Here is a 12,279-nt window from a genome sequence, read left to right as displayed (position 1 = left end):
CGCATCTGGGCATGCGGCGCATCCGTGGCATCCATTTCGTCGGAATCGGCGGGGCCGGCATGTGCGGTATCGCCGAAGTCCTGGTCAATGAAGGGTATGAGGTCAGTGGCAGCGATCTTCGCGAATCCGCGGTGACGCAGCATCTGCGCCAGTGCGGCATTCGCGTGGCGATCGGTCATGCGGCGGTCAACGCCGAGGGTGCCAATGTCATCGTGGTGTCGACGGCAGTCGATCCGACCAATCCCGAGATCCAGTGGGCGCGCGAGCATCGCGTCCCGGTCGTACGCCGGGCGGAGATGCTCGCCGAATTGATGCGCTTTCGTCATGGCATCGCCGTTGCCGGTACTCATGGCAAGACCACGACCACGAGTCTGTTATCGACGCTGTTCGCCGAAGCCGGACTCGATCCGACCTTCGTCATCGGTGGCAAACTGACCAGTGCCGGAACCAACGCGCGGTTGGGTAGCGGTGACTTTCTGGTCGCCGAGGCCGACGAATCCGATGCGTCTTTTCTCCATCTCCAGCCGATGACATCGATCGTCACCAATATCGATGCCGACCACATGGCGACCTATGATGGCGATTTCTCGCGGTTGAAGACGACGTTCATCGAGTTCCTGCACAACCTGCCGTTCTACGGTCGTGCCGTGCTTTGTCTCGACGATGACAACGTGCGGGAATTGCTGCCCCAGGTTCAGCGCCAGTTCGTGACATACGGTTTCAGCGAAGAAGCCGATTATCGAGTGAAAGACTTCCAGCAGACTGCCGAAACCATCCGCTTCGTTGCGGAACGCCCCGACGGCCTGGCTTCGCTGAACATCACGCTGGCAATGCCCGGTACCCACAATGCGCTGAACGCGCTGGCGGCGATCGCCGTGGCCACCGATGCGGGCGTCAGCGACGACGATATCGTCAAGGGGCTGGCGTCGTTCGGAGGTGTCGGCCGGCGGTTCCAGGTTCATGGCCATTACTCGCTGCCTAGCGGTGGCGAAGTAATGCTCGTCGACGACTATGGCCATCACCCGCGGGAAGTCGAGATGGTGATCCGTGCGGTGCGGGCTGGCTGGCCACAGCGTCGTCTGGTGATGGTCTATCAACCGCATCGCTACAGTCGTACCCGCGATCTCTACGAGGATTTCGTGCGCGTGCTTTCCGGCGTCGACACGCTGCTATTGCTGGATGTCTACGGCGCCGGTGAAGCGCCGATTCCGGGAGCCGAAGGCAAGACGCTGGCGGGATCGATTCGCCAGCGGGGCCAGGTCGACCCGCTGTTCATCGAAGAGAAGTCGGCTCTGCCTGCGATCCTGTCGCGGGTGTTGCGCCCGGGGGACATTCTGCTGACGCAGGGCGCCGGTGATATCGGCGGCATTTCCCAGCGACTCGCCCAGAGTGCGCTCCATCTCGACGAGGTGGACCTTTGAGCGAGTCACCAAGGATCGACAATGGGCGCGACGACGTCAGTATGGGGCGATCGACATGAACGCGAACGCGCGGGGTACGCTACTGGGTGTGCTCATGCTCGTCGTGCTCATCGGTGCCGGCGGCAGGGCGCTGTGGTTATGGCTGGACAAGCCCATCGAACGGGTGTCGATCAGCGGCGACCTGAATTACGTGAGCGCGAGTTACCTGCAGAAGGAATTGGCGCCACTGGTGAGGGGGCACACCTGGCTGTCTCTATCCTTGACCGATCTGCGCAACGAAGCGCGTCAGATCGGGTGGCTTCGAGAAGTGACAATCTCACGGGAGTGGCCGAATACTCTGCGCTTCGTGCTCTACGAACAGGATCCAGTCGCCCGCTGGAATGATGATCGGTTGCTCAACAGCCGGGGACAGTCGTTTGCCCCTGGGCCTGTGACCGATCTGGGTCGTCGGCTACCTGATCTCGGCGGCCCCAAGGGATCGGGTCGAGAAGTGCTGGGTTATTACGACTCGTTGCGCCGTACGCTGTCCAATCTCGGACTGTCGATCACCCAGTTGAGATTGGAACCTCGAGGCGCCTGGCGTTTTCAAGTCAATGATGGCGTGTGGGTGATTCTGGGACGTACCGACTTGGACGCACGACTGGCTCGTTTTATTGCTGCATGGAAGCGACAGTTAAGTGAGGAAGCGTCGCAGATACGCTACATCGACTTGCGTTATCCCAACGGAGTTTCAGTGGCGCGCCATGGTGAAACGACCGCGACCTCCGATGATTAGTCCTTGTCATCATGGTTCGTAAAGATGGCCTCGATCTCCCGGCTGGCGCATCCTGGAGAACATCACTCGGCAGTTGGACGGAAACAGTAGCAGGACTTTGGCCTCGTCCGACCCTCGTCGACATACCGCTATTGGCCCATTCTGTTATTTCTCGCGGCTGTAAATAGCCGCGAGCCTCCTTCCTTATTTCCCTTTTAAAGAAAAAGAGCTTAATGTGGCTTTTGTTTCAGTGATGGGCTGGTGAAAAAGGTCGACTTGTTCCTATAATAAGCGCGAGTCTTTGTTAGCCCATTTTTATCGGTTTACTGGTGAAGTTTGAGGAGCGACCCCGACCTATGGCAGGACAATCCAACGCTTCCAACATGGTGGTCGGGCTGGATATCGGAACATCCAAGGTGGTCGCCATCGTGGGGCAACCCACCGACGATGGCGGGTTGGAAATCGCCGGGATTGGTTCACATCCTTCTCGTGGTATGAAGAAGGGTGTCGTGATCAATATCGAATCAACCGTTCAGTCGATTCAGCGTGCCGTGGAAGAAGCCGAGCTGATGGCCGGCTGTGATATTCATTCCGTGTATGTCGGTATCGCCGGGAGCCACATCAGCTCCATGAATTCCGATGGCGTCGTGGCGATCAAGGAGCGTGAAGTCGCGCAGGCCGATATCGAGCGCGTGATCGACTCCGCCCGCGCCCGTGCTATCTCGGAAGGTCAACGAGTGCTGCACGTCATCCCCCAGGAGTTCGCGATCGATACCCAGGAGGGGATCCGCGAGCCGCTCGGGATGTCCGGCGTACGCCTCGAGGCGCGCGTGCATCTGGTGACGGCGGCGATGAACGCCGTGCAGAATATTGAAAAATGTGTGCGACGTTGCGGTCTGGAAGTCGACGACATCATCCTCGAACAGCTCGCCTCCAGTCATGCGGTGCTGACAGAGGACGAGCGCGAACTCGGCGTGTGCATGGTCGATATCGGTGGTGGCACGACGGATATCGCCGTATTTACCGAGGGCGCCATTCGACACACCGCGGTGATCCCGATTGCCGGCGATCAGGTGACCAACGACATCGCGATGGCGTTGCGAACACCGACCCAGTATGCCGAAGACATCAAGGTCAAATATGCCTGCGCGCTGACACAACTGGCGAGCAGCGATGAAATGATCAAGGTTCCCAGCGTCGGCGATCGTCCGGCGCGGGACCTTTCGCGTCAAGCCTTGGCGGAAGTCGTGGAACCGCGTTACGAGGAACTCTTCACTCTGGTGCGCGAAGAATTGCGCCGCAGTGGCTACGAGGATCTGGTGGCGGCTGGCGTCGTGCTGACAGGCGGCACCTCTCGCATGGAGGGGGTCGTGGAGCTGGCGGAGGAGATATTCCACATGCCGGTTCGCATCGCCTGCCCGTACAATGTCCGCGGTTTGGCGGACGTGGTGCGCAACCCGATTTATTCGACAGGTGTTGGTTTGCTATTCTACGGAATGAAAGATTCCAAGCACTCTCGCGCAGTATCAGCCCAGCCTCAACGGGAAGATCTACTTCCCCGGCGCGCAACCAGGGATGAGGTTTCGACGCTGGAGCGACTCAAAGGCTGGTTTAAAGGAAATTTCTGACAGGCCGTACGCGGTCTTGGAGACGGGGCAATGTTCGAACTAGTAGATAACGCACCTTCTAGTAGTGCAGTCATCAAAGTCATCGGTGTCGGCGGCGGCGGCGGCAACGCTGTCAACCACATGGTCGAGAGCAACATCGAAGGCGTCGAGTTCATCTGCGCCAACACCGATGCCCAGGCGCTCAAGCGCGTGGCGGCCAAGACCGTACTGCAGCTGGGTGGCGAGATCACCAAAGGGCTGGGCGCGGGAGCCAATCCGGATGTTGGACGTCAGGCCGCGATGGAAGATCGCGAGCGCATCGCGGAAATGCTGCAGGGTGCGGACATGGTCTTCATCACTGCCGGCATGGGTGGCGGTACCGGTACCGGTGGCGCGCCCGTCGTGGCCCAGGTGGCCAAGGAACTCGGCATTCTGACGGTCGCTGTCGTCACGCGGCCGTTCCCGTTCGAAGGTCCGAAGCGCATGCGCGCGGCGGAAGAGGGAATGAAGGAGCTTTCCGAGTACGTCGATTCGCTGATCACCATTCCCAACGAAAAGCTGCTGTCGGTGCTGGGCAAGAATGCCAGCCTGTTGACCGCGTTCAGCGCCGCCAACGATGTGCTGCTGGGCGCAGTCCAGGGGATCGCCGAGCTGATCACCAGCCCCGGTATCATCAACGTCGACTTTGCCGATGTGCGCACGGTGATGTCGGAAATGGGGATGGCGATGATGGGCACCGGCGCGGCGACGGGTGAAAACCGTGCGCGTGAAGCCGCCGAAAAGGCCATTCGCAGCCCGCTGCTCGAAGATATCGACCTTCACGGCGCCCGCGGCATCCTGGTCAACATTACGGCCGGTCCGGATCTCTCCATCGGTGAGTTCAACGACGTGGGGGCAACGGTTCAGGAATTCGCTTCACAGGATGCCACCATTGTCGTGGGTACCTCCATCGACATGGAAATGTCCGATGAGCTGCGGGTGACGGTTGTTGCTGCAGGTCTCGACGCGCAGAAAGAGAAGGCGGCTCCTCGCGAAACTGCGGCTTCACGTCCGGAAACGACGGACTATCGCAAGCTGCAGCAGCCGGCGGTAATGCGCCAGCAGGCAGCGCGTGCCGAGCAGGAAGCGGCGGCGAAGAAGCCCCAGCAGGACCGACGCAAGTCTTCGGATATGGACGACTATCTGGACATTCCGGCGTTCCTGCGTCGTCAGGCGGATTGATAGCTTTTTAAGCTGCCGATCATCATTCTGTAACGTCGATATGGTTGGTAGGCTATTGGTTTGGTGTTATAGTGAACACCGTTTCCAAACCATTTGACTGTTAGGTCGATGCCATGATCAAACAACGAACGTTGCAGAACACGATCCGCGCCACCGGCGTGGGGCTCCATTCCGGAGAGAAAGTGTATCTGACGCTGCGTCCTGCGGCGCCCAACACGGGCATCGTGTTTGTGCGTACCGATCTCGACCCGGTGGTGCACATTCCGGCTCACGCCGAGAGTGTCACCGATACCAACCTGTGCACCGCGCTGTCCAAGGATGGCGTCAAGGTGGCCACGGTCGAGCATCTGATGTCGGCGTTCGCGGGTCTGGGTATCGACAACGCCTATGTCGAACTGAGCGCGCCGGAAGTGCCGATCATGGACGGCAGCGCCGGGCCGTTCGTCTTTCTGATTCAATCGGCGGGTATCGCCGAGCAGTCGGCGGCCAAACGGTTCATTCGTATCAAGCGCGAAGTCACGGTCAATGACGATGGCAAGCAGGCGACCTTCCTGCCGCACAACGGTTTCAAGGTCAGCTTCGCGATCGATTTCGACCATCCCGTCTTCGAGCAGCAGAAGCAGACGGCCAGCGTCGATTTCTCTACCACCTCCTTCGTCAAGGAAGTGTCGCGCGCACGAACCTTCGGTTTCATGCGCGATCTCGAATTTCTGCGCTCACAGAATCTGGCCCTGGGCGGTAGCCTCGACAATGCCATCGTTGTCGACGATTATCGCATCGTCAATCAGGACGGCTTGCGATATGACGATGAGTTCGTGAAGCACAAGATGCTGGATGCGATCGGCGACCTCTATCAGTTGGGTTGTAGTCTGATCGGCGAGTTCAAGGGCTACAAGTCCGGCCATGGACTCAATAATCAGCTCTGCCGCGAGCTGCTGGCTCATCCCGAGGCTTACGAAATCGTGACCTTCGAAGAGTCGACCCAAGCTGCGCCTATCTCTTATGCAGCGCCTGCCATGGCGTAATACGCCAGTCGTGATCCTTTCACTCACGCGGCCGAGGGTGCCGCTGGGTTGGACGCCGATCTTCGGATCGGCGTCGTCGTGTCTGCGTGTTGGAAATCTCGGCGGTCATTATCGTCGGCTCGTGCGCTCAGCTCGTACGGACGTCAAGCTCGTCTCCGCCTTACGTCGGGGTTTCGTCGGCGGGCTCGGACGGTGCATCGGCATGAGACGCCAGTCGATTCAACGAGCGCTTGAGTGGGGAGTCATCGAGGTTTTCCGCGCAGTGGGAGAGCGCCTCGGCGCCGGCCTCCGACAGGCGACGCGTGTGGCGCGGCACTGCCTTGACGGGACGGATCGGACGCACCTTCAGCGAAAATTTCATGATCGCCTCGAATCCCGGCAGCTGATGCAATAGCTTGAGCAGGCGCGGTTGCTCGTAACGCAGCCAGGTCAGCCAGGCGGCGCGATCGGTGATCAGTGTCAGCACGCCGTCGCGGTAGCCACCGACGTAGAGATGCTCGGCGACATCCGGCGGCAGCTGACGCCTCAGATGCGTCTGGGCGCGTTCGATCAGTGTCGCCATGCGCATGACGTCACCCAGCCCCCCGGGTTGTTCCAGCAGTCGGGAAACGGGCTGGGCTCGTAAACGCTTAGCCTTTATACTCATCGGCCTGCACGCAGTGGGAAATGTCCCGCTAAACCTATCACGACGCGGAGTTCGTCGACAGCATGACTTCGGCCAAAGCGCAGTCCGGTCAGCGCGGCGCCATCTGGCGCCCCCGGCAGCGAGCCCATTGGTGGCTGGCCAGCGTGCTGGTCGGTTGTCTGCTGCCTGCAGGTCTGCTCCACGCCGAGGCATTGCGGCTGGCCGAGCGCCTGACCCAGGTCTATCTGATGGCCCCGGAGGCCATTCGCGCGGAATCCCGGCGCGTCGCACGCGTGGCTGCCAAGCGGCCCGTTCATCCGCAGGCCGCGGCGGCCCGAGCGCGACGCTCGTTCTATGTCGAACCCGCTATCTCCCTCAGCGCCGCACTGGATGTCATCTCCCGCCGCGGTCCGCCGGTTTCTGCCTGATCTCTGGTCATACGTTTCATCTCATCGGCAGCCGACGCGGCTCTTATTGTCGTGTCGTTGCCTCGGCGCAGTACGAGAAACAGAGTTAGGCAGGAACCACATCATGTTGAATGGATTGCTACATAAACTGGTCGGCTCCAAGAACGATCGCGACGTCAAGCGCATGCGCAAGCAGGTGGTGGCGATCAACGAACTGGAAGCCACTTTCGAAGCGCTCGACGATGTCGCGCTCCAGGCCAAGACCGCCGAGTTCCGCCAGCGCCTCGCCGACGGCGAGAAGCACGAGTCGCTGCTTCCGGAAGCGTTTGCTACCGTCCGCGAGGCGAGTAAACGCGTTCTGGGCATGCGTCATTTCGATGTCCAGATGGTCGGCGGCATGTCCTTGAACGACGGCCGAATCGCGGAAATGAAGACCGGTGAAGGCAAGACTCTCGTCGGAACCCTCGCGGTCTACTTCAATGCCCTGCTGAGCAAGGGCGTTCACGTGGTCACGGTCAACGACTACCTGGCCAGTCGTGATGCCAACTGGATGCGTCCGCTCTACGAATTTCTCGGACTGAGCGTCGGCGTCATCGCCTCCGGTCAGCCCAACGACGAAAAGCGCCGCGCCTACGCCTGCGACATCACCTACGGCACCAACAACGAATATGGCTTCGACTACCTGCGCGACAACATGGCGTTCTCGATGCAGGACAAGGTCCAGCGCCCACTGCACTACGCGATCATCGATGAGGTCGACTCGATCCTGATCGACGAGGCACGGACACCGCTGATCATCTCCGGCCCGGTGGAAGAGAACGTCGAGCTCTATCGCACCATCCACACGCTTTCCAAGCAGCTCGAGCAGTGCACCGACGAGGAAGACCCGAGTACCGGCGACTTCCTGATCGACGAAAAGCAGAAGCAGGTCGAATTGACCGAGGAAGGGCATCAGAAGGTCGAGGAGCTGATGCGCGAAGCGGGCCTGCTGAAAGCCGATGAATCGCTCTACGCCGTGCAGAATCTCGGCCTGCTGCAGCACATCCACTCCGCGCTGCGTGCGCGCTGTCTCTATCATCGTGATGTCGACTACATCGTCGCCGACGACAACGTGGTCATCGTCGACGAACATACCGGGCGCACCATGCCGGGGCGGCGCTGGTCGGAAGGGCTGCACCAGGCAGTCGAGGCCAAGGAGGGGGTATCGATCCAGCGCGAGAGTCAGACGCTGGCTTCTACCACTTTCCAGAACTATTTCCGTCTCTACGAAAAACTGGCGGGCATGACCGGTACCGCAGATACCGAAGCCTTCGAGTTCAACCACATCTACGGTCTCGACGTGCTGGTGATCCCCACCAACCGTCCCCTGGCGCGCCAGGATCTCAACGATCTGGTCTACCTCAGTGCCGAAGAGAAATACGCCGCGATCATCGAGGACGTCAATACCCAGCGCGAAGCCAACCGGCCGGTGCTGGTGGGTACCGCGTCGATCGAGACTTCGGAATATCTCTCCAAGCTGATGCAGGCGAAGAAGATTCCGCACAACGTGCTCAACGCCAAGCAGCACGACAGCGAAGCGGAAATCATCGCCCAGGCCGGCCGCCCCGGTGCGATCACCCTGGCCACCAACATGGCCGGTCGTGGTACCGACATCATGCTGGGCGGTAACTGGGAGGCCGAGGTCGCCAAGCTCGAGAATCCGAGCGAGGAACAGATCGCCGCGATCAAGACCGAGTGGGAGCAGCGCCACGATGCGGTGCTCGAATCCGGCGGTCTGCACGTGATCGGCTCCGAGCGCCATGAGTCGCGACGTATCGACAACCAGCTTCGCGGGCGTGCCGGCCGTCAGGGCGACCCCGGTTCGACGCGATTCTTCCTGTCGCTGGAAGACAGCCTGATGCGCCTGTTCGGCTCCGACCGCGTGCAGCGCTTGATGGGCGCCTTGGGGCTCGAGGAAGGCGAGGCGATCGAGCACAAGATGGTGTCGAATGCGGTCGAACGGGCGCAGAAGAAGGTCGAGGGCCGCAACTTCGACATCCGTAAGCAGTTGCTGGAGTACGACGACGTCTCCAACGACCAGCGTCGAGTGATCTACGAGCAGCGTGACGACATTCTTGCCGCCGACGAGATTTCCGATAACGTCGCCAGCATCCGTGACGAGGTGCTCGAGCAGACCATCTCCGACTACGTGCCGCCGCAGAGCCTGCCGGAACAGTGGGAGCTGGCCGGGCTTCAGGATCAGCTCAAGCAGGAGTTCAATCTCGACCTGCCACTGGTGCAGTGGGCGGAAGAGGACGACAACTTCAACGAGGAAGTGCTGCGCCAGCGCCTACACGATCAGCATCGCGGGTTGTATGTCGCCAAGGTCGAGGCGATCGGCGGCGACATGATGCGACGCTTCGAGAAGCAGGTGATGCTTCAGGTGCTGGACACCCGCTGGAAGGAACACCTGCAGTCGATGGACCACCTGCGCCGCGGTATCCACCTACGGGGCTATGCGCAGAAGAACCCCAAGCAGGAGTACAAGCGCGAAGCGTTCGAGCTGTTCCAGTCGTTGCTCTACAACATCAAGCACGACGTCACGCGAATTCTGAGCCACGTCCAGGTACGTCGCCAGGAAGAGGTCGAGGATCTCGAACGCCAGCGTCGCGAAGCGCTCGAGCGCGAAAAGGCCTCCAGTCAATCGGTGCACGAAGATGCGGTGGCCGCTGCCCAGCAGACGGCCGAAGGGGACGAGCCGGAACCCGAAGCCGGGGACGACAACGCTCAGCCTGTCCGTCGCGAGAGCCCCAAGGTCGGCCGTAACGATCCTTGCCCGTGCGGTTCCGGCAAGAAATTCAAGCAGTGCCACGGCACGCTCAGCTGAAGCGTGGCGGGCTCGGCGCGAGCCGGGCCTTTCAAGGAGAATCGAGATGGCCGTAGGTAAGTCAGTATTCCCGGAGATGCCCGCCATCGGAGGCGTGCGCCTGGGCACGGCGATGGCCGGGATCAAGAAGCCGGATCGGCGTGACCTGGTGGTGATCGAGATACCGGAAGGCGCTGCGGTCGCGGCGACGTTCACGCGCAACGCCTTCTGTGCCGCGCCGGTACAGGTGGCGCGTGATCACTTGCAGCAGTCCGCGCCGCGCTATCTGCTGATCAATACCGGCAACGCCAATGCCGGGACCGGGGCTCGCGGGCGTCAGGATGCCGAAAGCTGCTGTGCCTCTTTGGCCGATCTGGCCGGGGTTGATGCCGCTCAGATACTGCCGTTCTCGACCGGCGTGATCGGCGAGCCTCTGCCGGTGGCGCGCATCGTCGGCGGCATGTCGGCGGCAATGGAATCGTTGGACGAAGGCGGATGGGCACTGGCCGCCGAGGGCATCATGACCACCGACACCCGGATCAAGGGCGCCTCGGCTCAGGTCGAGCTCAGCGGCGGCACCGTCACGATCAACGGCATCAGCAAGGGCTCGGGCATGATCCAGCCCAATATGGCGACCATGCTGGGTTTCGTCGCCTGCGACGCGACCGTCGAGGCGTCGAAGCTTCAACAGTGGCTGCGCGAATCGGTCCAGGTCTCGTTCAATTCGATCACGGTGGATTCCGATACCTCCACCAACGACGCCTGCACCCTGATCGCCACGGGCCGCGGTGCGGCTATCGAGTCTGCCGACGACGAGCGACGCTTCCGTGAGTCGCTGACGGCGGTATTGACCGAGCTGGCTCAGGCGATCATTCGCGATGGCGAGGGCGCGACCAAGTTCGTCACGCTCGACGTCGAACAGGCGGCCAGTGTCGACGAGGCCCGCGCGGTCGCGTTCACGGTGGCGCACTCGCCGCTGGTCAAGACCGCGCTCTATGCCTGCGATGCCAATTGGGGGCGGATTCTCGCCGCTGTGGGTCGCGCGCCGGTGGAGGGCCTCGATGTCGAGCGTATCGTCATCGATCTCGGCGGCGAACGCCTGGTCGAACACGGCGGGCGCGCCGATAGCTATACCGAAGAGATCGGCAGCCGGGTCATGGCTCAGGAGGAGATCCCCATCCGGATTCGGCTTGGTCGGGGCACGGCCAGCGCGACGGTCTGGACCTCGGATCTATCCCACGATTACGTATCGATCAACGCGGATTACCGTAGTTGAGCGATTCCGGACGATGCGCGCCATGTCGACCTCGTGGGTCAAGAGTCAGCTCTGTCTGAAAAAATCGACGAGCGCAGGCATTTTCGAGACAAAGCGTAAACACTGCAGTGGTACGAGAGACTGAGCAAAATGATTAAAAGACGGGTCCATGTAGCGGCAGCAGCCGTCATTCGCGGCGACGGACGGGTGCTGATCGCCAAGCGCCCGGCAACGGCCGATCAAGGCGGTCTGTGGGAGTTCCCCGGGGGCAAGCTGGCGCCCTACGAGACCGGGTTGGAGGCGCTCAAGCGGGAGCTGAGCGAGGAGCTTGGCATTCAGATCCTGCGCGCCCAGCCGCTGATCCGGGTGCACCATGAATACCCCGACAAGCATATCCTGCTGGACGTGTGGCAGGTGCGCGAATACGACGGCGACCCATACGGCCGGGAAGGCCAGCCGGTGCGCTGGGTCGATGTGGATGACCTGCCCAACTATCCGTTCCCGGCGGCCAACCTGCCGATCCTGCAGGCGGTGGCGCTTCCCCAGGAGTATCTGATTACCGCGGAAGAGGCGGACGATACGGTCTTTCTGCAGCGGCTCGAACGGGCGCTGAAGGAAGACAATGTCCGGCTGGTGCAGCTGCGCGCGAAAGGCCTGGACGATGCTGCCTATCAGGCAAGGGCGGAAAAAACCCTGGAACTGTGCCGGCGCTACAGGGCCAAGCTGCTGTTGAACGCCGATCCCGAATGGCTGCAACGGGTCGATGCCGACGGCATACATCTGACCAGCGCGCGGCTGATGGCGCTCAAGCATCGCCCGATCCCCGGCAACAAGTGGCTGGGCGCCTCGACGCATGGTGACGAGCAGCTGGTTCAGGCGGGTGCGATCGACTGCGATTTCGTCACTCTTTCACCGCTGGCGCCGACACCGTCGCATCCCGATGCCGTCACCATCGGCTGGCACGATTTCCAGCAGATGGTGGAAACGGCCGCGATGCCGGTCTTCGCGCTGGGCGGCATGACTCGCCATCACGCCAGTCAGGCGCGCGCGGTCGGCGCTCAAGGCATCGCGTCGATCCGTGATTTCTGGCGCAACGATTCCTGAGCCACGAGCCACGAG

At 61.4% G+C, this 12,279-nt stretch carries 10 protein-coding genes; 9 read left to right on the top strand and 1 reads right to left on the bottom strand.

Going from position 1 to position 12,279, the window contains the following annotated elements; all coding sequences use genetic code 11:
* The first annotated feature begins 11 nt into the window (after positions 1–11).
* The 5 genes from murC (at position 12) to lpxC (ending at position 6,028) form a co-directional block, all read left to right on the top strand.
* Positions 12–1,421, top strand: coding sequence for a UDP-N-acetylmuramate--L-alanine ligase (gene murC, locus DOM58_RS12940; protein ID WP_245392278.1), 1,410 nt, complete (start codon positions 12–14; stop codon positions 1,419–1,421).
* Positions 1,422–1,476: 55 nt separating this feature from the next.
* Entirely contained in the window at positions 1,477–2,196 is a 720-nt protein-coding gene (locus DOM58_RS12935; protein ID WP_075563138.1) for a cell division protein FtsQ/DivIB, read from the top strand.
* A gap of 335 nt (positions 2,197–2,531) precedes the next feature.
* The gene (ftsA, locus tag DOM58_RS12930; RefSeq protein WP_075563139.1) at positions 2,532–3,803 is read left to right on the top strand and encodes a cell division protein FtsA; all 1,272 of its coding nucleotides are present in this window, start codon (positions 2,532–2,534) and stop codon (positions 3,801–3,803) included.
* 30 nt (positions 3,804–3,833) lie between these two features.
* Complete coding sequence (gene ftsZ, locus DOM58_RS12925) at positions 3,834–5,003, top strand: cell division protein FtsZ (RefSeq protein ID WP_075563140.1); 1,170 nt, start codon at positions 3,834–3,836, stop codon at positions 5,001–5,003.
* Positions 5,004–5,116: 113 nt separating this feature from the next.
* Positions 5,117–6,028: a UDP-3-O-acyl-N-acetylglucosamine deacetylase gene (lpxC, locus tag DOM58_RS12920; RefSeq protein ID WP_110693194.1), complete on the top strand. Its 912-nt coding sequence runs from the start codon at positions 5,117–5,119 to the stop codon at positions 6,026–6,028.
* A gap of 160 nt (positions 6,029–6,188) precedes the next feature.
* On the opposite strand, the gene DOM58_RS12915 is transcribed toward lpxC, so the two are convergent.
* Positions 6,189–6,674 carry a DUF721 domain-containing protein gene (locus DOM58_RS12915; RefSeq protein ID WP_110693193.1) on the bottom strand — a complete coding sequence of 162 codons (486 nt, stop codon included), beginning with the start codon at positions 6,672–6,674 and terminating at the stop codon, positions 6,189–6,191.
* Positions 6,675–6,736: 62 nt separating this feature from the next.
* On the opposite strand from DOM58_RS12915, the gene DOM58_RS12910 reads away from it, so the two are divergent.
* From DOM58_RS12910 to DOM58_RS12895, 4 genes are all read left to right on the top strand, one after another.
* The gene (locus tag DOM58_RS12910) at positions 6,737–7,081 is read left to right on the top strand and encodes a hypothetical protein (RefSeq protein ID WP_075563143.1); all 345 of its coding nucleotides are present in this window, start codon (positions 6,737–6,739) and stop codon (positions 7,079–7,081) included.
* A gap of 103 nt (positions 7,082–7,184) precedes the next feature.
* Entirely contained in the window at positions 7,185–9,926 is a 2,742-nt protein-coding gene (gene secA, locus DOM58_RS12905; RefSeq protein ID WP_110693192.1) for a preprotein translocase subunit SecA, read from the top strand.
* Positions 9,927–9,972: 46 nt separating this feature from the next.
* Entirely contained in the window at positions 9,973–11,181 is a 1,209-nt protein-coding gene (argJ, locus tag DOM58_RS12900) for a bifunctional glutamate N-acetyltransferase/amino-acid acetyltransferase ArgJ (protein ID WP_110693191.1), read from the top strand.
* 129 nt (positions 11,182–11,310) lie between these two features.
* Positions 11,311–12,264 carry a Nudix family hydrolase gene (locus DOM58_RS12895; RefSeq protein WP_075563146.1) on the top strand — a complete coding sequence of 318 codons (954 nt, stop codon included), beginning with the start codon at positions 11,311–11,313 and terminating at the stop codon, positions 12,262–12,264.
* Positions 12,265–12,279 lie beyond the last annotated feature (15 nt).

The sequence above is a fragment of the Salinicola halophyticus genome (genome assembly GCF_003206695.1).
Lineage (GTDB): Bacteria > Pseudomonadota > Gammaproteobacteria > Pseudomonadales > Halomonadaceae > Salinicola > Salinicola halophyticus.
Note: the sequence above shows the minus strand (reverse complement) of the source record. Positions and strands in the feature narration are given on the sequence as shown.